The 25,285-nt window shown below is 53.0% G+C and carries 20 protein-coding genes; 18 read left to right on the top strand and 2 right to left on the bottom strand.

Annotated features, from left to right (window positions below; translation table 11 throughout):
* Nucleotides 1-81: 81 nt before the first annotated feature.
* From alkA to ACA108_14555, 5 genes are all read left to right on the top strand, one after another.
* A complete protein-coding gene (gene alkA / locus ACA108_14575; GenBank protein ID XEX94602.1) occupies nt 82-927 on the top strand; it encodes a DNA-3-methyladenine glycosylase 2 in 846 nt (281 codons plus the stop codon).
* Nucleotides 928-1,127: 200 nt separating this feature from the next.
* A complete protein-coding gene (locus ACA108_14570; protein ID XEX94601.1) occupies nt 1,128-2,024 on the top strand; it encodes an NAD-dependent epimerase/dehydratase family protein in 897 nt (298 codons plus the stop codon).
* The gene (locus ACA108_14565; GenBank protein XEX94600.1) at nt 2,024-3,055 is read left to right on the top strand and encodes a glycosyltransferase family 4 protein; all 1,032 of its coding nucleotides are present in this window, start codon (nt 2,024-2,026) and stop codon (nt 3,053-3,055) included. The genes ACA108_14570 and ACA108_14565 overlap by 1 nt, the downstream gene beginning before the upstream one ends.
* A 5-nt stretch (nt 3,056-3,060) precedes the next feature.
* The gene (locus ACA108_14560) at nt 3,061-3,639 is read left to right on the top strand and encodes a sugar O-acyltransferase (GenBank protein XEX94599.1); all 579 of its coding nucleotides are present in this window, start codon (nt 3,061-3,063) and stop codon (nt 3,637-3,639) included.
* A gap of 142 nt (nt 3,640-3,781) precedes the next feature.
* Nucleotides 3,782-5,554, top strand: a complete 1,773-nt coding sequence (locus tag ACA108_14555; protein ID XEX94598.1) for a polysaccharide biosynthesis protein — start codon at nt 3,782-3,784, stop codon at nt 5,552-5,554.
* A gap of 62 nt (nt 5,555-5,616) precedes the next feature.
* Here the strand turns inward: ACA108_14555 and ACA108_14550 are convergent, their stop codons facing one another.
* A complete protein-coding gene (locus ACA108_14550) occupies nt 5,617-8,946 on the bottom strand; it encodes a diguanylate cyclase (GenBank protein XEX94597.1) in 3,330 nt (1,109 codons plus the stop codon).
* Nucleotides 8,947-9,303: 357 nt separating this feature from the next.
* Between ACA108_14550 and udk the strand changes: the two genes are divergently transcribed.
* From udk to asmA, 3 genes are all read left to right on the top strand, one after another.
* Nucleotides 9,304-9,945 (top strand): uridine kinase, encoded by a 642-nt coding sequence (gene udk / locus ACA108_14545; protein XEX94596.1) that lies wholly within the window; start codon nt 9,304-9,306, stop codon nt 9,943-9,945.
* A 140-nt stretch (nt 9,946-10,085) separates the two neighbouring features.
* Nucleotides 10,086-10,667 (top strand): dCTP deaminase, encoded by a 582-nt coding sequence (gene dcd / locus ACA108_14540; protein XEX94595.1) that lies wholly within the window; start codon nt 10,086-10,088, stop codon nt 10,665-10,667.
* A gap of 32 nt (nt 10,668-10,699) precedes the next feature.
* On the top strand, nt 10,700-12,538 hold the full coding sequence (asmA, locus tag ACA108_14535; GenBank protein ID XEX94594.1) for an outer membrane assembly protein AsmA: 1,839 nt from the start codon (nt 10,700-10,702) through the stop codon (nt 12,536-12,538).
* 130 nt (nt 12,539-12,668) lie between these two features.
* On the opposite strand, the gene ACA108_14530 is transcribed toward asmA, so the two are convergent.
* Entirely contained in the window at nt 12,669-14,249 is a 1,581-nt protein-coding gene (locus ACA108_14530; GenBank protein XEX94593.1) for a TerC family protein, read from the bottom strand.
* Nucleotides 14,250-15,020: 771 nt separating this feature from the next.
* On the opposite strand from ACA108_14530, the gene ACA108_14525 reads away from it, so the two are divergent.
* The 10 genes from ACA108_14525 to gmd all read left to right on the top strand — a co-directional run bounded on the left by ACA108_14525 (nt 15,021) and on the right by gmd (nt 25,283).
* Nucleotides 15,021-16,154 carry a polysaccharide export protein gene (locus ACA108_14525; protein XEX94592.1) on the top strand — a complete coding sequence of 378 codons (1,134 nt, stop codon included), beginning with the start codon at nt 15,021-15,023 and terminating at the stop codon, nt 16,152-16,154.
* 6 nt (nt 16,155-16,160) lie between these two features.
* Nucleotides 16,161-16,604 (top strand): low molecular weight protein-tyrosine-phosphatase Wzb, encoded by a 444-nt coding sequence (gene wzb / locus ACA108_14520; GenBank protein ID XEX94591.1) that lies wholly within the window; start codon nt 16,161-16,163, stop codon nt 16,602-16,604.
* A gap of 2 nt (nt 16,605-16,606) precedes the next feature.
* The gene (gene wzc, locus ACA108_14515) at nt 16,607-18,775 is read left to right on the top strand and encodes a tyrosine-protein kinase Wzc (protein ID XEX94590.1); all 2,169 of its coding nucleotides are present in this window, start codon (nt 16,607-16,609) and stop codon (nt 18,773-18,775) included.
* Between the two features lie 132 nt (nt 18,776-18,907).
* Complete coding sequence (gene wcaA / locus ACA108_14510) at nt 18,908-19,756, top strand: colanic acid biosynthesis glycosyltransferase WcaA (GenBank protein XEX94589.1); 849 nt, start codon at nt 18,908-18,910, stop codon at nt 19,754-19,756.
* 2 nt (nt 19,757-19,758) lie between these two features.
* Complete coding sequence (gene wcaB / locus ACA108_14505; protein ID XEX94588.1) at nt 19,759-20,268, top strand: colanic acid biosynthesis acetyltransferase WcaB; 510 nt, start codon at nt 19,759-19,761, stop codon at nt 20,266-20,268.
* Nucleotides 20,265-21,482 (top strand): colanic acid biosynthesis glycosyltransferase WcaC, encoded by a 1,218-nt coding sequence (wcaC, locus tag ACA108_14500; protein XEX94587.1) that lies wholly within the window; start codon nt 20,265-20,267, stop codon nt 21,480-21,482. The genes wcaB and wcaC overlap by 4 nt, the downstream gene beginning before the upstream one ends.
* Entirely contained in the window at nt 21,457-22,677 is a 1,221-nt protein-coding gene (gene wcaD / locus ACA108_14495; GenBank protein ID XEX94586.1) for a colanic acid polymerase WcaD, read from the top strand. Before wcaC ends, wcaD begins: the two co-directional genes overlap by 26 nt.
* A gap of 18 nt (nt 22,678-22,695) precedes the next feature.
* Nucleotides 22,696-23,448: a colanic acid biosynthesis glycosyltransferase WcaE gene (wcaE, locus tag ACA108_14490; GenBank protein ID XEX94585.1), complete on the top strand. Its 753-nt coding sequence runs from the start codon at nt 22,696-22,698 to the stop codon at nt 23,446-23,448.
* 52 nt (nt 23,449-23,500) lie between these two features.
* Nucleotides 23,501-24,043: a colanic acid biosynthesis acetyltransferase WcaF gene (gene wcaF, locus ACA108_14485; protein XEX94584.1), complete on the top strand. Its 543-nt coding sequence runs from the start codon at nt 23,501-23,503 to the stop codon at nt 24,041-24,043.
* Nucleotides 24,044-24,161: 118 nt separating this feature from the next.
* Nucleotides 24,162-25,283, top strand: coding sequence for a GDP-mannose 4,6-dehydratase (gene gmd / locus ACA108_14480; GenBank protein XEX94583.1), 1,122 nt, complete (start codon nt 24,162-24,164; stop codon nt 25,281-25,283).
* Nucleotides 25,284-25,285: the final 2 nt, after the last annotated feature.

Here is a 25,285-nt window from a genome sequence, read left to right as displayed (position 1 = left end):
GCGGGCAACTGAATATCAATGCAAGGCGGAAATCCGCGTTTGCTATTATGCTAACCCCATAAAAATCACGGGGAATCGACCATGTTCGAACTTAAATACACGCCACCCTATGACTGGCAGTGGATGTTTGGCTTTCTCGCCGCACGTGCGGTTTACGGTATTGAGACCGTCAATGACAACCTCTATTGCCGAAGTTTCGCCGTGGGTAGCCACAGCGGGCTTATCACGTTAGAACCTGATGAGGCCAGCTGCGCGCTGAGGGTCAGTATCACCGACGGGCTGCTTCCCGTGGCAAATGACGTGCTGATAAAAGTACAAAAGTTGCTCGACCTCAGCCGTCAACCGCAGCCGGTGCTGGAGAGCCTGGGCGATCTCGCTAAAGCCCGTCCCGGCCTGCGCCTGCCGGGGAGTATGGACGCCTTTGAACAGGCGATTCGCGCCATTCTGGGCCAGCTGGTGAGCGTGGCGATGGCGGCGAAGCTCGCCGGTAAACTGGCAGAACGTTATGGTGACCCCCTTGCTGGCTACCCGGGCTGGCAACTTTTCCCGCAGGCCAGCCGTCTGGCTGCGCTGACGCCGGAAGAGTTGAAAACGCTGGGCATGCCGCTAAAGCGCGGGGAATCGATTATCAATCTTGCGCGACTGGTGAATGCAGGAGAATTTCCGCTTACGCTGCCGGAGGACGTCGGGCAGGGGGTTAAACAGTTAATCACGCTGCCGGGCATCGGGCGCTGGACGGCGAACTACTTCGCCCTGCGCGGCTGGCAGGCGAGCGATATTTTTTTGCCGGACGACTATTTAATCAAGCAGCGCTTCCCCGGCATGACCCCCGCACAGATACGCCGCTACGCCGAGCGCTGGCATCCCTGGCGCTCCTACGCGTTGTTGCACATCTGGTACAGCGACGGCTGGCTGCCGGAAATCTGACCGAAATGAGCGCCACAGGCCTGAAAAAAAGAATTCAACTTGTATCTCCCTTTCTTAAGTATGAAAATCTTTTGATTAAACTTTTATAAGAGTTTTTATCAACAATAATGTTGAACAACGTTGGTAGTGCTTTAACTTTGATAGGGTAAACTGTGAAAATACTTGTGACTGGGGCTACGGGGTTTGTCGGCAGTAAGCTGATGAGCGAACTCAAAGCTAACAACTATGATGTTTCAGGAACTACCCGGCGTTCATTGCAGGCAGCCCCTGAACTGATCAATATCGGAGAGATTTCAGAGCAAACTGACTGGTCTGTTGCTCTGGCTGGCTGTGATGTCGTGGTCCACACCGCGGGCCGTGCCCATATGATGAACGACACCGCGGTGGATAAACTAGCCGAGTTTCGTCGGGTTAATCGCGATGCTACCCTCAAACTCGCCCATGATGCCAAGGCTGCAGGGGTTAAACACTTCATCTTTATCAGTTCCATCGGCGTAAATGGTAATGCAACATCAGGCGTACCGTTTTGCGAAGATTCTGCGCCCGCACCCACCTCTGACTATGCCATTTCAAAATTAGAAGCCGAACTGGCGCTCAAAGAACAATTTGCTGAAGGTCCTATGGCGATCACTGTCATTCGCCCGGCTCTGATTTGCGGTGAGAACGCACCGGGTAATATACGCCGATTGCTAAAGTTGGTTAAAAGCGGCCTTCCACTCCCTTTCAAAGGCGTTAAAAACAAGCGCAGTATGGTTTCCTTAGCGAACGTGACAGGCTTTATCATTGCCTGTATTCAAAACCCGTTGGCTAAAAACGAACTCTTTTTGCTGGCGGATACGGATAAACCCGCGACCGCAGAGATCATTTCTGCTTTTGCTGAAGGAATGAACAAACCCGCAAGGCTTGTGTGGTTCCCGGCGTCGGTTTTGAAACTTGGATTAACGGCTGCCGGGAAAGCGAACATCTACGAGCAACTTTTTGGTTCGCTGGATATTGATGCCACAAAAGCCTCACGCCTTCTAAACTGGCAGCCCCCCGTCACCCTTCGTGAGACGATGAAAAAAACCGCAGCGTATTATTCTAAGGAACAAAACTAATGCTGGAACCGATCGTTGCAGTAGCCATATTTGCATGCTCTTTCGCGCTGACCTGGGGGCTTCGCATATACGCATTAAAAAACAATGTCATTGATGTCCCTAACCAGCGAAGCTCGCATTCCGTTCCGACCCCTCGTGGAGGCGGCGTTGCGATCGTCATTAGTTTTCAGATTGGCATCGTAGTGTTAAGTGCCCTTGGTTTTGTCCCCGTATCGCAGATGCTGTCGTTATTCATTGCTGGTGTGGTAACCGCAGTGGTCGGTTTTCTGGACGATCACGGACATATTGCAGCCCGCTGGCGGTTATTAATGCATTTTCTGGCCGCGGCCTCAGGTTTGTATTTCCTGGGGCAATTCCCGGTTATTGACCTTTTCGGCTATCCGCTTTCTGCTGGCTGGCTGGGTATGATCTTTGGCCTGGTTTATCTGGCGTGGATGCTAAATCTGTATAACTTTATGGACGGTATCAATGGCCTGGCCAGCATGGAAGCCATTATGTTCGCGTTACTTTCTGGCCTGCTGATCATGTTTAGCGTGCCGGACGGTATGGAAACCAGCCAGTTCGCCATCATGGCTTTGCTCGGCTGCGCGGCCCTGGGCTTTATTTTCTGGAATTTCCCAACGGCAAAAATATTTATGGGCGATGCTGGCAGCGGCTTCCTGGGGATCACTATTGGCCTCATCGTACTGCATGTTGCCTTGCTGGATAGTAAACTTTTCCTGGCTGAAATTTGCCTGCTTGGCGTCTTTATTGTTGATGCTACCGTCACGCTGTTACGCCGCCTTATTGGTGGTAAAAAGGTTTATGAGGCGCATGCCAGCCATACTTATCAAATCCTTGCGCGGAAGTTTGGCTCGCATAAACCCGTCACCCTTGGTGCATTTGTCATTAACGTTGTCTGGCTCTTTCCCGTCGCTATGCTCATCGCTACCGGTAGCGTCACCGGCGTCATTGGCGTACTGATTGCCTGGTTACCGCTTATAGCGCTTGCGTACCGCTTTGGTGCCGGTGTTAAAGATAAGGACCAGTGAGAGGCATGGACAACAGTCTGCTGATTTTGGGTGCTGGTGGGCACGGCCGTTCAATAGCTGAATTGGCTGCTTTGACTGGCATCTATTCAAATATTGCTTTTTTGGATGACTCATGGGAGCCCAATGCTCCCTCGTTGCCGCCGATAGTCGGACGTATGGATCACCTCAAAAAAAATCAGGCCTCTTTTACCCACGCCATCATCGGTATTGGTAACAATAGCATCCGGGAGCAACTGCACGTTCAGCTACAAGAAGAAGGCCTGGCACTCGCCACGCTTGTGCACCCTCGAGCATGCGTCAGTCCCTCCGCTCTACTGGGAAAGGGTAGCGTGGTGTTTGCGGGTGTGGTCATCGGTGCCAACGTGCGGGCAGGTGAGGGCACTATCATCAACTGTAACTCAACGGTGGACCATGATGGTGTCCTGGAGGATTTCGCCCATCTGGGAGTGGGTGTGCAGCTGGCGGGGGGGTGTCACATCGGAAAAGGTGCTTTTGTACAGGCAGGGTCACGTGGTGGCTTTGGTGCATTTGCAGAAGCTTTTGCTGTCTGCGCTCCTGGATCAACTTTGAACTCACGAGCATGATGCTCAGAATGAAGTGGTTAAAACTATGCTAACGTTTTTATTGACCTTACCCAGACCGGCAAAAAGGCTGATTACCCTGGGGATTGATATTGTTCTTCTGCTGTTTGCGTTCTGGTTTGCATTTTGGGTGCGCATAGACTCGATGACCCCGCTTTCCAGTCTGGCGCACTGGCAGCTAATCTTTTCTATTGTCTTGATTACCCTTGCTTTCTTTGTGAAGCTTGGATTGTACCGTGCCGTTATACGATACATCACCGCTAAAGTTTTTGTCGCAGTAGCAGCGGGAATGGTGGCTTCTTCACTCCTGCTTATTATCGCGGCGTTTTACACCAACCTTTATCTGCCCCGCACCATTCCGTTTATCTATTTCTCCTTCGGGGTCCTGTTGATCAGCGGCTCTCGACTCGCGTTGCGAATGATCGTAAATCGGGGATTAAGGCTGGGTACAAAAGTGATTATCTATGGTGCCGGCGCATCTGGCCGGCAGCTGCTACCCGCGTTGAGCCAGGCAGCGGAATATTACCCAGTGGCGTTTGTTGATGATAATCCCCGGTTGCAGGGAAGCGTGATGCATGGCGTAACTGTTTATCCGCCGGAAAAACTCGCCTGGTTAGTGCAAAAATATGAAGTGAAAAAAATCCTGCTCGCTATGCCCAGCGCCACCCGTTCACGTAAGAACGAAGTTATCACCATGCTTGAAGGTCTGCCTTGTGAAGTGCTGTCGATACCGGGCATGGTCGATCTCGTAGAAGGGAAAGCGCGGATTGATAGCCTGCAGAAAGTATCCATTACCGATTTACTGGGCCGCGATCCGGTCGATCCAGTGCCTGAGCTGATCTCCAGGAATATCACCGGTAAAGTGGTTATGGTGACGGGCGCCGGTGGTTCTATCGGTTCTGAACTGTGCAGGCAGATTTTGCGCAACGGGCCGAAAACGCTGGTTCTTTTTGAAATGTCGGAGTTTTCACTGTATGCGATTGAGCGCGAGCTTTCAGCTTACATTGCCGAGGAAAGGCTTGATGTTGTTTTATATCCTGTTCTCGGTAACGTGCAAAATCAGCAGCATCTTGAACGTGTCCTGACAAGTTTCCATGTCCAGACTATTTACCATGCAGCCGCTTATAAACACGTGCCGCTGGTCGAATATAACGTTACGGATGGCGTACGCAACAATGTCTTTGGTACGCTGGCCTGTGCTCAGGCTGCTATTAATTGCCATGTCCCAAACTTTGTGCTGATTTCAACCGACAAGGCTGTTCGACCTACGAATACCATGGGCGCGACTAAGCGCATGGCCGAATTGGTGCTTCAGGCGCTTTCTGCTCAGCAACCTTCTACCCTTTTCAGTATGGTTCGATTCGGTAATGTACTGGGATCGTCGGGCTCCGTTGTGCCTCTGTTTGAAAAGCAGATTGATGCCGGTGGCCCGATAACGCTGACTCACCCGGATATCATCCGTTACTTCATGACCATACCGGAAGCCGCTCAGCTGGTTATTCAGGCTGGTGCTATGGGAAGTGGCGGCGACGTATTTGTACTGGATATGGGAGAGCCGGTTAAAATTATCGATCTGGCGCACCGAATGGTTACGCTGAGTGGCTTAACCATTCGTGATGCTACTAACGTCAATGGCGACATCGAGATCAAAACAACCGGCTTACGGCCGGGTGAAAAACTCTTCGAGGAGCTGTTGATAGGAGATAGCGTCCTGCGTACCCAGCATCCAAGAATCATGACGGCAAACGAAGTGATGCTGCCATGGAATGAGCTTAAGGAGTATATTGAGCAGCTTGAAATCGCGTGCACAGAATTCAATCAGAATCGAATCAGGGAGCTTTTATTGCAGGCTCCAACCGGATTCAAACCCACTGATGAAATTTGTGATGTTCTGTGGCTAAAAGCCCGCGAAGCATAAGTCTTTAAAAATGAAAAAACGGCGCTGATGAAGCGCCGTTTTCTTATTCTGTTAACAACTCCTCAGTTAATCGCGAAATAGCTGGTGTTGATAAGCATCCCCAGCGGCTGAGCCATGCTGATAGTTTCGCCATAAATCATGTCTATGCCGATGCCTGAAAGAGTATCCATCACCAGCGGCATATCGGCTGGGCCGGCGATGGTCTGAATTTTCAGGCGCTGAGCGTGTCCGTGCGCGATGGTGACCATCATCTCATCCATTAAATTGCAGTGGATGTTCTGAATCAGCTCGCTGTCCACGATGAGGTAGCTGAAGTCCTGACGGCTAATCTTGTCAAAGATATCCAGATCTCGCCCCACCTGCGTCAGCACCAGCTGGCAGCCCTGCCTGCGCAGACGCTGCAGGTTCTCGCGAATATTTCCGTCTTCTGTCAAGAGGACCTCGCAGCCGACCTGCAAATGCAGCAGACGTGCCGGCAGCGGGCTACGGGAAAGCAGATTTAAAAGCTCGTCGATGAAGCTGCTGCAGGCAAGCCCGGCGCTGGAAAGCGGGAGCGCCACGCCGAAGCCTTTCAGTGCAAGCTGCTGGGCAAAATCACGGAAGAACTCGTTGAATACCCGGCGGTCCAGGGCCTGGTGCAATTCGTTGTCGGTAATACCGCTGCGCAGGGCCTGTTCGTCCAGTACCTCACCTTCGCTGTTCCAGAATTTCAGCTGCAGCAGATAGAAGCTGGTGGATTCCGGCACGCGCGGGGGGGCGATGGCCTGCGCAATCATTAGCATCGGATTATCGTTGATGATGCGCCATTGTTCATCTATGGGCAGCGTGCTGCGGCTGTTTTGCATTGGCTGCTGCGCATCATAAACGCTGACGCGCCCGCGACCGCTGTGCTTGGAGGCATAACATGCGATATCCGCCTGTGAGAGTACCTCTGAGGCAATACGGTTATCCGCGTGAATCTGGGTCATCCCGGCGCTGGCGCCGATGCGGTGCAGCCTGCCTTCCCAGACGAAGTGATAGTCGTTAATGCTCTTGATAATGCGCTCTGAGATATGGCGGGCGCTGTCCACCGAGCAGTCCGGCAGCAGCAGGCCAAACTCGTCGCCGCCCAGGCGTGCCAGGAAATCCCCGGTGCGCAGCATGCTGAGCATAAGTGAAGAAAGCTCGCGCAGCAGCGCGTCCCCCGCCGCATGGCCTGCGCTGTCGTTAACCGCTTTGAAGCGGTCGAGGTCGATGAATACCAGCGCATGGCGCTGGCGATTTTCCGCCGCGCTTTGCAGCAGCCGCTTCAGGTGGTTTTCGAAGCTCACCCGGTTGGCAAGATGGGTGAGGCTGTCATGGGAGGCGCTGTAGCTGAGCTGTTTTAGCATTTTACGCGACTCGGTCACGTCCTGGATCACCAATACGGAGCCGATGCTCTGGCCGTCCAGCGTGGTTAATGGCGTAATGCTGTAATGAATATCGTGGCTGCCGCCGTTACGGCAGTGCAGGACCACGTCCTGCTCGATGGCCATACGTGAGAAATCACCGCTGTGGATGTTTTCCATGGCAGGCCCATTGTCACCAAAGGTAATGTGCAGAATTGACAGGATATGCTGACCTGTGGCGCTCGCCTGGGGCCAGCCGCTTAGCTTTTCCGCCACCGGGTTCATAAAGGTGACGTTCATGTCGATATCGGTACAGATCACCGCTTCGCCGATGGAGTCCAGCGTGATGTGCAAACGCTCTTTCTCCTGATAAAGCGCTTCGTTCAGCTGTTTAACTTCCGTCATGTCCAGATTGATGCCAAGCAGACGCTCTACATCACCGTTTTTATTGAGCACCCGGTTGGCCAGCGAGCGGATATGGCGAATGCCATCCTTCACTTTGATGCGGTATTCAATTTTGAAAGGCATGCGCGCCCGCAGGGACTCGTGGACCACTTTTTCCGCTTCGGGTAAATCCTCAGGCAGCAGGCACTCGGCCCAAACCTGATAGGTCGGCTTAAGGTGAGGGGAGATTTCGTAGAGCTCGAACATGCGCTTGTCCCAGCTGAGCACATCGTTGGTTAAGTCCCATTCCCAGATGCCGATGCCGCCTGCTTCGTTCGCCAGCGTAATACGTTCCATCAGGCGTTTGTTAATCCACTCGGTATGCTTGAGGTCGTTAATGTCTTCAATCTGGGCAATCAGATAGAGCGGGGTGCCGTCGGTATCCCTTACCACCGAAACGGCCAGTAATGCCCACACAACGTCACCTTTGCTGGTGTAGTAGCGCTTTTCCATCGAATAGCTATTCAGTTCACCGGAAACCAGTTTCTCGAGCTGGACAAGGTCAGCGTGCAGGTCTTCCTGATAGGTAATCTGCTGGAAGGTTAGCGACCGGAGCTGGGCCGGGGTGTAGCCCAGAAAGTTACACAGGGATTTATTAACCTGAATCCACTGGCCTTCAATGGCGACCAGCGCCATACCGATGGCGGAATACTCCATCGCGTTACGAAAGCGTGCCTCGCTCTCGGTGATATGCTTGCGCTCTTCCCTGAACGAGTACATGACCATCGTCATGACGTTGGCGGGCAGCAGGATCATCAGGAAGGGCAGCCAGGGGGCGTTATCGACCACGGTAACGTGCGGGACGACCATAGACACGCTGTTTGTCGCCATCATGGCGGAAACCACCATCAGCGTGCCAAGGAAGATAATAAAGGCTTCCAGGCGAGGCAGGCGAATGGCGCTCCACATCAGGAAGACGATGATGAAAGTAAACGGCCACGGCATAAAGCGCAGCGCCAGCCAGCTCAGCGCCAGCGTGACGATAAACGTCAGCGCTGTTTCCAGCAGCTGCTTTGGATGGCGGGTGCTAAGTAAATAGCGTGGTTTAAATAGCAGACCGGTTGGCAGCAGGGCCATCGCGCCTATGGCCTCTGATAAGACCCAGACGAAGAAGGTTTTCGTCTCCGTTCCGCTTTCCGCTCCGGTGAGCCAGATTGCCAACGCCCCGCCGATAATCGGCGGAATTACGGCGCTGCAAAGCGAGAGGCGGACCCAGCTGTTGAGATTTTGCAGCGGGTTGTCCGGCGCCAGGAAGCGACGCATCAGCACCGCCCCCGTCAGAGCTTCTACAATATTGATGGCGGTGAAGCCGGGATTGATTTCGCTAACCGGAAACAGCACGGCGGACGCCGCCAGACTTCCTGCTGAACAGGCAATAATGACTGGCAGCCACAGGCGGAGCGGGTTACGAAAGAAGGCGACCATCATAATGGCGGTCGGAAACCAAAGCGGCGCCAGAACGGTGCCAAGCAGGGATAATTCCAGCGAGTAAAGGGTAAATACAAAACTCAGTAACCCCAGGCCCGCCAGCAGCAAAAGGGGAGGGGTGGCGACAATATTATTTGTTTTAGTTTTGGTCATTCCCACTAAATCCGTTAAGGCAGTGCCGCCAGGTGCAACGCCCGGATGCAAGAAAAATGAGTTGTTTCGTTTTATGCTAGTACAAAGATTTTACAATTCCTATGCCGTGCGCTCATAATTTAACATCAACGTGTTATAAAAAGTGCCGCTGAACGCTGCTTATTTTCATTTATGACATTCTCCGCCGATCCCTTCGTATTGTTGATGTTTCGAACGATATATTTCGCCTGCCTAAGCTAAATCAGCAGTCACTTAGTATTACTCTGGTATCACCCGCCGGAACTCCCTATAATTGGCGCGTTTGACGCATCTGCGTCGCCCTTCCTTCACATTAAGTCAACAAGGCTCGTTTACAACATGACTGACAAGTCTCATCAATGCGTCATCATTGGGATCGCCGGCGCATCGGCCTCAGGGAAAAGTCTTATTGCCAGCACGCTGTATCGTGAATTACGCGATCAGGTTGGTGATGAACACATTGGTGTTATTCCAGAAGACAGCTATTACAAAGATCAAAGCCATCTGTCGATGGAAGAGCGAGTCAAGACCAACTACGACCATCCAAGCGCGATGGACCACAATTTGCTGTTCCAGCATCTGCAAACGTTGAAGTCGGGTAAGGCCATCGAATTGCCGGTCTACAGCTATGTTGAGCACACCCGTACGGCCAGTACGGTGCATCTGGTGCCAAAGAAAGTCATTATTCTGGAAGGGATTTTGTTACTTACCGACGCCCGCCTGCGTGAAGAGATGAACTTCTCCATCTTTGTGGATACGCCTCTGGATATTTGCCTGATGCGCCGCATGAAGCGAGACGTTAACGAGCGCGGTCGCTCAATGGATTCGGTTATGGCGCAATACCAGAAAACCGTCCGTCCAATGTTCCTGCAGTTTATTGAGCCTTCTAAGCAGTACGCCGATATTATCGTGCCGCGTGGGGGTAAAAACCGCATTGCTATCGACATTCTGAAAGCGAAAATCAGCCAGTTCTTCGAGTAGCCCCGCAGGGGTTCAAGCGCGAGCGCTTTTCACCCGCGCCCGTAAGTTACAATGAATTACCAGTTATTAGCTGCCTGCCGTGGATATCTGCCGCCCGGTATGGCAGGGTAAACAAAACTGCCTGATAAGGAGAATCTGCGATGCGTTTATGTGACCGCGATATAGAGGCCTGGCTTGATGACGGGCGATTAACTATTACGCCACGTCCGCCGGTTGAGCGTATCAACGGTGCTACCGTTGACGTCCGTCTGGGTAATAAATTCCGTACCTTCAGCGGCCATACCGCACCGTTCATCGACCTTAGCGGGCCAAAAGATGAAGTGACTGCTTCTCTTGAGCGGGTCATGAGCGATGAAATCGTTCTTGGTGAGGGCGACGCATTTTTCCTCCATCCGGGTGAGCTTGCGCTGGCGGTAACGCTTGAGTCGGTAACGATTCCTTCCGACCTTGTGGGCTGGCTCGATGGACGTTCGTCGCTGGCGCGCTTAGGGTTAATGGTACACGTCACCGCCCACCGTATCGATCCGGGCTGGCACGGCTGTATCGTTCTTGAATTTTATAATTCTGGCAAGCTGCCGCTGGCGTTACGTCCCGGCATGATGATTGGTGCGCTAAGCTTTGAGCCGCTGTCTGGTCCCGCCGCTCGCCCTTACAACCGTCGTCAGGACGCGAAGTATCGCGATCAGCAAGGTGCCGTTGCCAGCCGCATCGACAAAGACTAAGCGGACGTCCCGATTTCTGAACTGAGGATCCAATGAGACGATTATTAACCACGCTGATGATTTTGCTGGTCGTGATAGTGGCCGGCCTTTCTGCGTTGGTGCTGTTGGTCAATCCCAATGATTTTCGCGCTTATATGGTGCACCAGGTTGAACAGCGCAGCGGATACCAGCTCAGGCTGGACGGGCCCCTGCGCTGGCACGTCTGGCCGCAGCTGAGTATTTTATCCGGCAGGATGTCTCTGACTGCCCCGGGGGCGATTCAGCCATTGGTCAGCTCAGATAATATGCGCCTTGATGTGGCGCTTCTGCCGCTGCTATCCCATCAGCTGCAGGTTCGTCAGGTGATGCTAAAAGGTGCGGTTGTCCAGCTGACGCCGGAAACCGAAGCGCGTAAGCCTGAAAATGCCCCGGTCGGCCCTTCCGGCAACAATCCGGTGCCTGAACCGGAGCAAGGCTGGTCTTTTGATATCGCCAGACTCAAAGTCGCCGACAGCGTACTGGTATTCCAGCACGACGACGATGAGCAGGTCACGGTGCGCAACATTAACCTGCAGATGGAGCAGGACGACAACAAACGGGCGCACATTGAATTCAGCAGCCGTATTAATCGCGATCAGCGTGACCTCTCTTTATCTTTTGTCGCGGACCTGAGTACCCGTGACTATCCGCAGAAGCTTGATGCCACCTTTTCGAAGCTGGACTACAAGTTAATTGGTGCCGACCTGCCGAAGCAGGGGATTACCGGTAACGGTACGCTGCAAATCAGCTGGCTGCAGCCGGGCCATAAACTTGAGCTAAAACAGATGCAGCTGACCGCTAATGAGAGCGATATCCGGGGGGCAGCAAGCGTCACCCTGCTGGATAAACCGCAGTGGGTGGCCGATCTCCAGTCCAGCAACCTCAACTTTGATAACCTGGTTGTTGCTTCCGCCGTGACTGACACCGCAGCGGCGCAGCGCGGGCAACAGCAGAGCAGCCTCCCTCGGCCGGTTATTGCTACAGGGCTGGAAGACACCACCTACCGCAGCCTGCGTGGCTTTAGCGCTCAGGTGAAGCTGGCTGCGAAAGCGGTTCGCTGGCGCGGTCTCGCCTTCTCGGACGTGCATTCGGACATGACTAACGACTTCGGTTTGTTGAAGATTTCTACGCTAACGGGGCAGTTTGGTAAAGGTAAAATGTCCCTTCCGGGTATACTTGATGCGCGCAAAGATGAGCCGCAGCTGAGCTTCCAGCCGCAAATAGACAATATCCAGATTGGCCCAATACTCACCGCCTTTGATTATCCCATTTCCCTGTCCGGCAGCTTCTCCATGCAGGGGGCGTTCACCGGCGACAAGCTTAATGCCGACGCATTCCGTCGCTCATGGCAGGGCAAGGCCGACGTCTCCATGGCTGACTCCCATCTGCAGGGCATGAACTTCCAGCAGATGATTGCCCAGGCGGTTGAGCGCAGCAACAGCGGCGTTAAAGCAAAGCAGGATTATGACAATGCGACCGTGCTGGAAAGCTTCAGCGCGGCTGCCACGTTGAAAAACGGCCAGCTGGCGCTGAACAATATGGTCGGGAATTCCGCCGTGCTGAAGCTTACCGGTGAAGGCACCATGGATCTGGTGAAGGAAGTTTGTGATACCCGCTTTGGCGTCACGGTGACCGACGGCTGGGAAGGGAATGATGAGCTTGTTTCAATGTTAAAAAATACCCCGATCCCACTGCGCGTTTACGGGCCATGGCAGAAACTGAACTACAGCCTTCAGGTCGACTCGGTGCTGCGTAATCAGGTACAGGATGAAGCGAAGCGACGCCTCCAGCAATGGCTCGATAAACATCCTGATAGCAGTAAAGCGGACGATCTGAGAAAATTGTTGGATTAACCTTTCGAGCGGTACTTATCGGCATCATCCGATAAGTACCGTAGGGCTACTTCAAGTGATGCGCAACATAATGATTTAGCACTCCTTCAGGAAGCCTCCGGCAGAAATCGACAGCTGGCGGATGGGCCGATTAGGGGTACTCCCATTCGTTTTCATCCTCCCCCAACGGGATAATCTGCACTTTCTGCACCCGGTGGCTTTCAACTTCCAGCGTTTTCAGCTCGTAGCCGCCGATTTTCACCGTCTCTCCGGCACCCGGAACGCGCTGCAGGTACTCCATCAGCAGGCCCGCGATGGTGTGGTAGCTGCGCTTTTCGTCGAGCGGCAGGGGAATGTACTGCACCAGATCCTCCAGCGGCATATGGCCGTTGGCCGTCCAACTGCCGTCGGCATTTTTCTGGATATCGTGCCGGGCGTCTATCTCTTCTACTTCGTTTGGCAGGTTGCCCGCAATGGTCTCCATAACGTCGCTTAACGTCACCACGCCTTCCACCGAACCAAACTCATCGACCACGAACGCAAAGTGCGTGCGCGCGTTGCGGAACTGCTCAAGCGCCTGAAGCAGCGGCAGCGCTTCTGGGAAAACCAGCGGCTGGCGGATCAGGGTTTCTATATTAAGAGGCTCGCCTTTAAGCGACTGGTTGAGCAAATCAATAACGTGGACTACACCCAGGATCTCATCATTCTCATCTGTTATCACAATGCGGGTGTGCTGATTTTTATCAAGGATCTCCCGGGTATGCGCTTCGCTCTCGCTTAGCTTCAGGTGCTCAACGTCGTGCCGTGAGGTCATAATACTGCTGACGGTGCGCTGGTTTAGATTAAGTACGCGTTCAATCATCAGCTTTTCTTGCGGATTGAAGATATCGGCTTGCGGGCCGTGGTCGGCGATCAGCGAGGCCGTTTGCGCATCCAGCTCCGCCTCCTCTTTTTTCCCATTCAGCAGCCTCAGCACGGCTTCCGCAGTTCGCTGGCGCAGGGACTGGTTCGCCGACAGAAAGCGGCGACGGTTAAATATCGCCAGCTGGTTGAGGGATTCAATCATCACCGAGAAGCCAATCGCGGCGTACAGGTAGCCTTTTGGGATCTGGTAGCCGAAGCCGTCCGCAATAAGGCTAAAGCCTATCATCAGCAGGAAGCTCAGGCAGAGAATGACGATGGTCGGGTGGCCGTTCACAAAACGGGTGAGCGGTTTACTGGCGAGCAGCATCAGGCTGATGGCGATAATCACCGCCGCCATCATGACCGCCAGATGGTCGACCATCCCCACCGCCGTAATCACCGAATCCAGGGAGAAAACGGCGTCCAGAATAACGATCTGCGCCACTACCGGCCAGAAGCGCGCCCCTTTACGCTGGGTTTGCGTTTCGCTGTCCTTGCCCTCCAACCGCTCGTTCAGCTCCACCGTGGCCTTAAACAGCAGGAACAGACCACCGCCGAGCATAATCAAATCCCTGGCGCTGAAGCCAAAGCTGCCTAAGGTAAATAGCGGTTTCGTCAATGTTACCAGCCACGAGATTGACGCCAGCAGCAGCAGGCGCATTAGCATGGCAAGGATTAGGCCTGTAATTCTGGCCCTGTCGCGCTGCGTAGGGGGGAGCTTCTCGGCCAGGATGGCGATAAAGACCAGATTATCAATGCCAAGTACCAGCTCGATAACCACCAGCGTGACCAGTCCAGCCCAGATTGAGGGATCGGCGATCCATTCCATACGGCGTTATTTTTCCTCTTAGCAGTGGGTGAAAAGTCTGCGGCAGGCAAAGCCTTATATAAGTTATGCTATATGAAAAGAATGGATAACCCTTAGCCAAAATGCAATAACACCCTGAGAATAATCTTAAGTAGTAGGGTTAAAAAGCTTTGTTTTTTATATAACCTTGCAGTAACAAGGGTAAACAATTAAAAAAATTAACGCCTTAAGGCAGGAATAAGAAATAAATATGACATTATATATATAAGATATATCTGTAATGCTAGCCCTGCCGTTTGCTCTTCATTGTTGTCAATATAAAGAAAATCCTAAAACGTATGTTTTGTGTGCTTAATATTATTCTTAAAAGTCTATTTCTTATCATTTGGTGCCTTGCCTGCGCCTGGGTTAGCTGTAACAATCGAAACCAGTGTCTGGCAAGGAATGTATTTTTTTATAATTGATTGGTGTGGCACTTTAGCGCTTCATTACTCGTAACTCCGCATAAAAGATAAATACTACAGATTTGTCTTAAGTTCGGAGATCTCTTATTATCTGCTTTCTTTTCAGTGGGTTGGTGACTGTAAGCCAAGGGCGGTAGCATGCCCGAAAGCAAGAGTTTAAGCCTCAATTATTCTGTCAATAAGATGTCGGGAAATAAGCGAGTTTTAGGACTGATGCCAGTTATTTTGTGGCGGTCAGTATGTTCAATTTTCTGGTGCGTCCTCATGATATTCGGTCGCTTATTTTATTCGCTCAGGATAATTACTCTGCCATAGTGATAAATACTCAATGATAAAATACAAACTTAAATTGATGCCTTTATTGGTATCCGTAACCCTGATGAGCGGTTGCACAGTACTTCCCGGTAGCAATATGTCTACGATGGGAAAAGATGTTATCAAGCAGCAGGATGCAGACTTCGATCTGGATCGCATGGTCAACGTTTATCCTTTAACGCCACGTCTGGTTGAGCAATTACGCGTGCGTCCTGCCGTCGCACAGCCAAATATGTCGCTGGACCAGGAGATCTCCCAGTATCAATATCGCGTCGGGCCTGGGGACGTGCTGAGCGTGACCGTTTGGGACCACCCTGAGCTAACCACGCCAGCGGGCCAGTACCGCAGCTCAAGCGATGCCGGTAACTGGGTGCAGTCCGACGGCACCGTTTTCTATCCCTACGTGGGCAAAATAAAAGTGACGGGCAAAACCCTTGCCGAGATCCGTAGTGATATTACCGGCCGCCTTGCGCAGTACATTGCTGATCCGCAGGTGGACGTTAATATCGCCGCCTTCCGCTCGCAGAAAGCGTACATCTCAGGCCAGGTCAATAAATCTGGCCAGCAGCCGATCACCAACGTGCCGTTAACTGTCCTGGATGCTATCAACGCCGCGGGCGGCCTGACAGATCTGGCCGACTGGCGCAACGTCGTCCTGACGCACAATGGGCAGGAGAAGCGTATTTCCCTGCAGGCCCTGATGCAGAACGGCGATCTGAGCCAGAACCATCTGCTGTACCCGGGGGACATCCTCTTTGTGCCGCGCAACGACGACCTGAAAGTCTTCGTGATGGGCGAAGTGAAGAAGCAGACCACTCTGAAGATGGACTTCAGCGGCATGACGCTGACCGAAGCGCTGGGCCAGGCGGAAGGGCTGGACATGACCGCCTCGAACGCCAGCGGCATCTTCGTGATTCGACCGCTTAAAGAGAAGCAGGGCGGCAAAATCGCCAACATCTACCAGCTGGATATGTCCGATGCCACCTCGCTGGTGATGGGCACCGAATTCCAGCTTCAGCCATACGATGTGGTCTATGTCACTACCGCACCGGTCACCCGCTGGAACCGTCTGATCAATCAGCTGCTGCCAACCATCAGTGGCGTTCGTTATATGACGGATACCGCCAGCGATCTTCATACATGGTAACGCGCTATGTTTAACAAAATTCTTGTGGTGTGCGTGGGAAACATTTGCCGTTCGCCCACGGGGGAGCGCCTGCTTAAGGCCTACCAGCCCGGACTGACCGTGGAGTCGGCGGGGCTGGGGGCGCTGGTCGGGAAGGGGGCGGATGCCAGCGCGATTCGCGTCGCGCAGCAGCATAATCTCTCTCTGGACGGACACTGCGCCCGGCAGGTTTCAGGCCGTATGTGCCGTGACTATGACCTGATCCTTACGATGGAAAAGCGTCATATCTCCGCCATTTGCGAAATTGCGCCGGAGATGCGCGGCAAAGTGATGCTGTTCGGTCACTGGGATGCGGAGAGGGAAATTCCCGATCCGTACCGCAAAAGCCGCGAAGCTTTCGAGGCGGTTTACGACCTCCTCGACCTTTCCGCCCAGAAGTGGGCTAACGCACTCAACGCTCATCAGGGATAACAATGACTGACAAAGTACACCGTTCGAGCGCCTCGAACGAGGGCAACGACGAAATTGATATTGGCCGCCTGTTCGGCACCGTGCTTGAAGCCCGCTGGTGGGTACTGGGCATCACCGCGGTTTTTGCACTGCTGGCCGTAATCTACGTGCTGTTTGCCACGCCTATATACAAGGCGGATGCGCTGGTGCAGATCGAACAGAACGCCGGGAATTCCCTGGTTAACGACATTAACTCGGCACTCTCCAACAAGCCGCCTGCTTCCGCTGCCGAAATGCAGCTGATCCAGTCGCGCCTGGTGATGGGCAAAACCGTTGATGACCTTAACCTGGATATTTCAGTCGCAAAAAACACCTTCTGGCTGTTTGGCGCGGGCTGGGATCGCCTGCACGGGCGCCAGAACGACACGGTTAAGGTCAGCAGCTTTGTTCTGCCTGCGGGGATGGGCAAAGACACCTTTACCCTTGAAGTGCTTAGCCCGACCCAGTACCAGCTGACCAGCGATAACGGCTTCAGCGCGAAGGGGCAGGTTGGCCAGCCGCTGGAAAAAGCGGGCATTTCGATGACGGTTGACGCCATCAAAGCGCAGGCTGGCGACACCTTTACCGTCACCAAATACTCCACGCTGGGCATGATCAACCAGCTTCAGGGCAACCTGACCGTGGCAGAAAACGGCAAAGATACGGGCGTGCTTAGCCTCTCTTATACCGGTGAAGACAAAGACCAGATCCGCGCTATCCTCGACAGCATTACCCGCAACTACCTCGAGCAGAACGTTCAGCGCAAATCTGAAGAGGCGGCGAAGAGCCTTAAGTTCCTTGCCGAGCAGCTACCGGACGTCCGTACCCGTCTTGACGATGCGGAGAATAAGCTGAACGCCTACCGCCAGCAGCAGGATTCGGTCGATCTCTCCCTTGAGGCCAAATCCGTTCTCGACACCATGGTCAACATTGATGCCCAGCTCAACGAGCTGACCTTCAAAGAGGCTGAAATCTCCAAGCTTTACACCAAGGCGCACCCGGCCTACCGCACGCTGCTTGAAAAACGCCAGACCCTGGAAGATGAAAAGACGCGCCTGAACGGCCGCGTTACCGCGATGCCTAAAACCCAGCAGGAAATCGTGCGTTTAACCCGCGACGTGGAGTCCGGCCAGCAGGTTTACATGCAGCTGCTGAACAAACAGCAGGAGCTGAAAATCACCGAGGCCAGCACCGTCGGCGACGTGCGTATTGTTGACTCGGCGATTACCCAGCCGGGCATCGTGAAGCCGCAGAAAGCGCTGATCGTGCTGGGGTCAATTATTCTTGGTCTGATCCTGTCTATCGTTGGCGTACTGCTGCGCTCGCTGTTTAACCGTGGCATCGAAAGCCCTACCGTGCTGGAAGAGGCCGGGCTCAGCGTTTATGCGAGCATTCCGCTATCCGAATGGCAGAAAACTCGCGATACCGCCGTGGTACGCAACGTCAAAGGCGCACGTCGGAATAAGCAAAGCCAGCTGCTGGCGGTGGGCAACCCGACGGACCTGGCTATCGAAGCCATCCGCAGCCTGCGTACCAGCCTGCACTTTGCCATGATGCAGGCCTCCAATAACGTGCTGATGCTCACCGGCGTCAGCCCGTCCATCGGTAAGACTTTCGTCTGCGCCAACCTGGCGGCGGTGATCAGTCAGACCAACAAGCGCGTGCTGCTGATTGACTGTGATATGCGCAAGGGCTACACCCACGAGCTGCTGGGGACGACTAACGTCAACGGGCTGTCGGACGTGCTGTCCGGAGTGGGCGATATCAGCCGCTGCACGCAGAAGACGTCAGTGCCTAACTTCGATCTGATCCCACGCGGGCAGGTGCCTGCGAACCCGTCCGAGCTGCTGATGAGCGATCGTTTCGGCGAGCTGGTGAAGTGGGCGAGCCAGAACTATGACCTGGTGCTGATCGATACCCCGCCAATCCTGGCCGTTACCGACGCCGCCATAGTTGGCCGCCACGCGGGCACTACGCTGATGGTTGCGCGCTATGCGGTGAACACACTCAAAGAAGTAGAAACCAGTATGAGCCGCTTCGAACAGAACGGTATTCACGTGCGCGGCGTGATCCTGAACTCCATCTTCCGTCGTGCGGCGGGGTACCAGGATTACGGTTATTACGAGTACGAATATAAATCTGATTCTAAATAAACTGTGCTGCGCGGCGGATGACGCTCTGCTTATCCGCCCTACTTCTCATTTGGGTAGGGCGGATAAGCGCCATCCACCATCAGGCAGCTGCACCGCACTTTTCTCATCAACGAGACTTTTTTGGGGAGTGTTATGAATACCACCGAATCGCGCCCGCTCATTTCAATCTATATGCCGACCTGGAATCGCCAACAGCTGGCGATCCGCGCCATTAAATCGGTATTGCGTCAGGATTTCGAAAACTGGGAAATGATCATCGTCGATGATTGTTCATCCTCCTATGAACAGCTGCAGCGCTTTGTTGAAGAGCTTAGTGATGCCCGCGTGAGCTATACCCGCAACGATTTCAACTCCGGCGCCTGCTCGGTACGAAATCAGGCGATTGTGCAGGCAAAGGGCGAATTTATCACCGGTATTGATGACGACGATGAATGGACGCCAAACCGGCTGTCGGCGTTCCTTGAGCACAAGCACCAACTGGTCACGCACGCTTTTTTATACGCTAACGACTATGTGTGCAAAGGGGAGGTGTATTCACAGCCTGCCAGCCTGCCGCTGTATCCCAAGTCGCCGTTTTCTTTAAAGAATTTTTATAAGCGCAACATTATCGGCAACCAAATTTTTACCTATACCAAACGTTTTCAGGATTGCCTGTTTGATATTGCTTTGCCTGCCGCTCAGGACTACGACGCCTTCCTGCGCCTGGTCGTAGAGAACGGTGCGCCGTGGAAAGTGGAAGAGGCCACCCAGGTACTGCATGTCAACCACGGTGGATTGAAAATTGGCACCTCAAGAAAGAAATTTGCCGGCTATTTCAACTTCTATCGCAAGCATAAAGACAAATTTGACCGTGGCAGCAGGAAATATCAGCTCTATACGCTGTATTCGATTCGCAGCAAGCGAATGTCTCTGCGTACGTGCATAGCGCTGCTGTCATTGCGTAACACTAAGCGTATGGCTCAGAACTTAATTGGGAAATAATCATGCATCTTCTGGAAGATTTACGTGCAAATTCATGGAATCCCCGTCCGTGCTTTATGGTGCTGGCCTATCGCGTGGCTCATTTTTGCTCAGTCTGGCGTAAAAGAAGCGTCATTAATAATCTCTGGGCTGCGCCTGTCCTGATCCTTTACCGTTTAGTGACTGAATGTTTAATGGGCTACGAAATCCAGGCCGCGGCAACGATTGGTCGACGCTTTACCGTCCATCACGGCTACGGTGTGGTGATCAGCAAGTTTGCGATTATCGGTGATGATTTCGCGATTCGCCATGGCGTGACCATTGGGGGACGCGGAGGAATAGGTGGCCTTGATAAAAGCCAGGCCCGGCCGGTGATTGGCAACGGCGTTGAGGTGGGGGCAAACGTAATGATTATTGGCCCTATCACCATCGGAAATAACGTTGTTATCGCGGCGGGTAGCCTTGTGCTGGACAGTATTCCGGACAATGCGGTCGTGATGGGCGATAAAGCACGGGTTAAAAGAATCCTATGAACATTATGCAATTCAACGTGCGCCTGGCCGAAGGCGGAGCGGCGGGCGTCGCCCTCGACCTTCATCAGCGCGCTCGCGAGGCCGGTATGGCTTCCCGCTTTATCTACGGCTACGGCAAGGGCGGCAAAAAAAGCGCCAGCCACGACGAATTCCACGGCGTCGAAAAACATACTCCGCGCCTGACCTCTATTGCCAATATCGTGCTGTTCCGCTTCTTTAACCGCGATCCGTTTGGCAACCTCAATAATCTCTATCGCAAAGTAACCCGTCAGGCTGGCCCCGTGGTTTTGCACTTCCACGTGGTGCACAGCTACTGGCTGAATCTTGAAAAGATGGTGGAGTTCTGCCAGCGCGTGAAAGCGCATAAAAGCGATGTCACCTTCGTCTGGACGCTTCACGACCACTGGAGCATCACCGGCCGCTGCGCCTTTACCGACGGCTGCGACGGCTGGAAGACCGGCTGCGGAAAATGCCCGACCCTGAACAACTATCCGCCGGTCAAAGTCGATCGGGCGCACCTGCTGGTGGATACCAAGCGCCAGCTGCTGCGTGAAATGCTTGCCCTGGGATGCCAGTTCATTTCCCCGAGCCAGCACGTCGCCAACGCATTTAACCAGATTTACGGGGCAGGGCGCTGCAAAATTATAAATAACGGCATCGACGTGGCGACGGAAGCCATTCTCGCGGAGCTGCCGTTAACCCAGCCGAGCAACAGCCGTCCGAAAGTGGCGGTGGTTGCCCATGACCTGCGCTACGACGGCAAAACCAATCAGAAGCTGGTTGAGGCGATGATGGCCCTGGGCGATGAAATTGAATTGCACACCTTCGGCAAGTTCTCGCCTTTCAGCGGCCCGAACGTGGTTAACCACGGCTACATGACCGATAAAAAAGCGCTGATGAGCGAGCTTAACGAAATGGATTCGCTGGTGTTCAGTTCACGGGTGGACAACTACCCGCTGATTTTGTGCGAGGCGCTGTCCATCGGCGTACCGGTCATCGCCACCAGAAGCGACGCCGCAGACGAAGTGCTGCGTAAGGTGGGCGGAAAAACCTTCAGCGAGGCGCAGGTGCTTGAGCTGGTGAAAATGCCGAAGGCCGACCTGGCTCAGCAGGTCTTCGCCATGGATTTGCAGACCTTTAAGGCCGTAAGCCGCAAATCGTACAGTGGACAACAGATGCTGGAGGAGTATGTCTCGTTCTATCAGAATCTGTAGCTATCTGCTGCTGCCGTTTATCTACCTGGTGGTCAACGTCAAGCTGGCCTCGCTGGGGGAAAGCTTCCCGATAACCATCGTGACCTTCCTACCCGCCATTCTGTTTTTGTACATTGAGCGCATTAGCGTTAAGAAACTGATGATTACGCTGGGCATTGGCGTGGGACTGATAGCATTCAACTACATCTTTGGCCTGTCGCTTAACAGCAGCAAATATGTGACCTCGATGATGCTGTTTGTCTACATTATCCTGATTCTGGCGCTGACATGGAGCTGCCGCTTCAAAACGATATCTCTACGCAACCACAAAAAGATCCTGCGTCTGTTTTATATCGTGGTCACCCTTATCGTGACGCTGGCTGCGGCAGAAATGGCTCAGATTATTCTCACCGGTGGCAGCAGTCTGATTGCGAATATTTCGAAATATCTTATTTACAGTAATAGCTATGTACTGAACTTTATTAGCTTTGGTGGGAAGCGAACCACCGCTTTGTATTTTGAACCGGCATTTTTTGCTCTGGCGTTAATCTCAATTTGGCTCAGCATTAAACAGTTCGGTATCAAAACGCTAAAGACTGATGCTATGATTCTTTTCGGGATCGTACTCTCAGGTTCGTTCTCCGGGGTGATGACCTTCATCCTGTTCTATCTTCTTGAGTGGGCGTTCCAGTATCTTAATAAAAATGCTATCAAGAAGAAGCTGCCGCTGGCGATTATCTCGTTATCCATATTTTTAGTCGGGGTTATCTTTGCGTTTCCATATATCGCAGATCGTTTAGGTGATTTGGGAACCGAAGGGTCGTCATCGTATTATCGTATAATTGGCCCGCTGGCCATGGTGGGATATTCTCTGACCAATATTGATGGTGTGGTGCGCTTCGGATCTTTATATGAATATGTTGCATCATTCGGAATCTTTAACGGTGCGGATGTCGGTAAAACAGTAGACAATGGTCTGTATCTGCTGATTATTTATTTCTCATGGTTCGCAGTGTTATTGACAGTCTGGTACATGTGGAAAGTTTTTAAAATGATGCGTACGGCATTTGGAAATAATGAAAATTTCCGCGTACAGCTCTGGCTTTTTACTCCCGTGTCGCTGTTTTTTACCGGTTCAATTTTTAGTCCGGAATATGCTTTCTTGATTGTTTGTCCATTTATTTTGCGCAAGGCACTCAAGATAACCCATTCCTGATTGACGAGGTCCACAATCATGTTATTAAGCGTTATCACGGTCGCCTGGAAAAATTTAGCCGGCATCGAAAAAACCTGGCGCTCTCTGGCACACCTTGCACGGGCAAATGACATCACCTTCGAGTGGATTGTGGTCGACGGCAATTCCCAGGACGGTACCGCCGAGTTCCTGGGAAACCTCAACGGTCAGTACAGCTTACGCTTTGTCAGCGAGAAAGATAACGGCATCTATGACGCGATGAACAAGGGCATTGCGATGGCGCAGGGGCGCTACGCTTTGTTCCTTAACTCCGGTGATATCTTTCACCAGGATATCGCAAACGTGGTGCGCCAGCTGGCCGCTCAGCCAGCCGCAGACGATGCCATGATTATTGGCGACGCATTATTAGACTTCGGCGACGGCACTAAAGTTGAGCGGCGGGCAAAGCAGGGGTGGTATATTTATCACAGCCTGCCCGCCAGCCATCAGGCGATATTTTTCCCGGTATCTGGCCTTCGCAAATACCCTTACGATCTACAGTACAAAGTCTCCTCGGATTATGCGCTCGCTGCCAGAATGTACAAAAGCGGCTATGCATTTAAACGCGTCAAGGGGCTGGTGTCTGAATTTTCTATGGGTGGCGTTTCCACCTCCAATAATATTGAGTTATGCCGTGATGCAAAAAACGTGCAGCGCAAAATATTAGGCGTCCCGGGCTTTATTGCGGAATTATCTTATAAACTCCGTTTGCGTACGACGGGTAAAGCCAAAGCGCTATACAACAAAGCGTAATTCTTCCAGGTCGGATAAGCGTAAGCGTCATTCCATAAAATAAGGAAATCTTATGCAGGACTTAAGCGGCTTCACTGTGCCGAGGGGTTTTCGCGGCGCAAACGGAATAAAAGTGCAGCTCTGGTGGGCGGTGCAGGCAACATTGTTTGCCTGGTCGCCGCAGATTCTCTACCGCTGGCGGGCATTTCTATTACGCCTGTTTGGCGCAAAAGTAGGGAAGGGCGTGGTGATTCGCCCCTCGGTAAAAATTACTTATCCATGGAAATTAACGCTCGGTGATTATGCCTGGGTCGGCGATGACGCCGTTTTATATACCCTCGGCGAAATTACCATCGGCGCAAATTCCGTGGTGTCACAAAAGTGTTATTTATGCACCGGATCTCATGACTATATGAGCAAGCATTTTGATATTACCGCCGCGCCTGTTGTTATCGGCGAAAAATGCTGGCTGGCCACCGACGTATTTGTTTCACCCGGCGTGTCGATTGGCGATGGCACCGTCGTCGGCGCACGGAGCAGCGTTTATAAATCATTACCGGCGAATGCCGTTTGCCGGGGTAACCCAGCTGTAAAAATACGCGATCGAGCTTTGTAGGTATGTAGGTGTGTAGGGGGATAAACGCAGTGCCCTCAGCCGCAACGTCGGATGGCGCAGGCTTATCCGACCTACAGATCCACAAATCAGAACCAGGTTTAACAGAGGAAAAACCATTATGACTAAAGTAGCTCTCATCACGGGTGTAACCGGGCAAGACGGCTCCTATCTGGCAGAACTGCTGCTGGAAAAAGGTTATGAAGTTCACGGCATCAAGCGCCGCGCTTCTTCTTTTAATACCGAGCGTGTGGACCATATCTACCAGGATCCGCACAGCACTAACCCTAAATTCCACCTGCACTACGGTGATCTGACTGACAGCTCCAACCTGACTCGTATCCTGCAGGAAGTGCAGCCGGACGAAGTATACAATCTGGGTGCGATGAGCCACGTTGCTGTCTCCTTCGAATCCCCGGAATACACCGCTGACGTTGATGCGATGGGAACCCTGCGCCTGCTGGAAGCTATCCGTTTCCTGGGCCTCGAGAAGAAAACCCGTTTCTATCAGGCGTCCACCTCCGAGCTTTACGGCCTGGTGCAGGAAACCCCGCAGAAAGAAACTACACCTTTCTACCCGCGCTCTCCTTATGCGGTAGCGAAGCTGTACGCCTACTGGATCACCGTTAACTACCGTGAATCCTACGGCATGTATGCCTGTAACGGCATCCTGTTCAACCACGAATCCCCGCGCCGTGGTGAAACCTTTGTGACCCGCAAAATCACCCGTGCGATTGCCAATATCGCTCAAGGCCTGGAGAAGTGCCTGTACCTCGGCAACATGGACTCCCTGCGTGACTGGGGCCATGCCAAAGACTACGTGAAAATGCAGTGGATGATGCTGCAGCAGGAAAACCCGGAAGATTTCGTCATCGCCACCGGCGTGCAGTACTCCGTTCGCCAGTTCGTGGAAATGGCTGCCGCACAGCTGGGTATCAAGCTGCGCTTTGAAGGCACCGGCGTTGACGAGAAAGGCATCGTTGTTTCCGTCACCGGTCACGATGCACCGGGCGTGAAGCCAGGCGACGTGATTGTCTCCGTTGACCCGCGCTACTTCCGTCCTGCCGAAGTGGAAACCCTGCTGGGCGACCCAACCAAAGCACACGAGAAGCTGGGCTGGAAACCAGAGATCACCCTGCAAGAGATGGTCGGCGAGATGGTTGCCAAAGATCTGGAAGCAGCGAAGAAGCACTCCCTGCTGAAGTCCCACGGCTACGAGGTCGCCATCGCGCTGGAGTCCTGAGC

This window comes from Dryocola sp. LX212, assembly GCA_041504365.1.
GTDB lineage: Bacteria > Pseudomonadota > Gammaproteobacteria > Enterobacterales > Enterobacteriaceae > Dryocola.
Note: the sequence above shows the minus strand (reverse complement) of the source record. Positions and strands in the feature narration are given on the sequence as shown.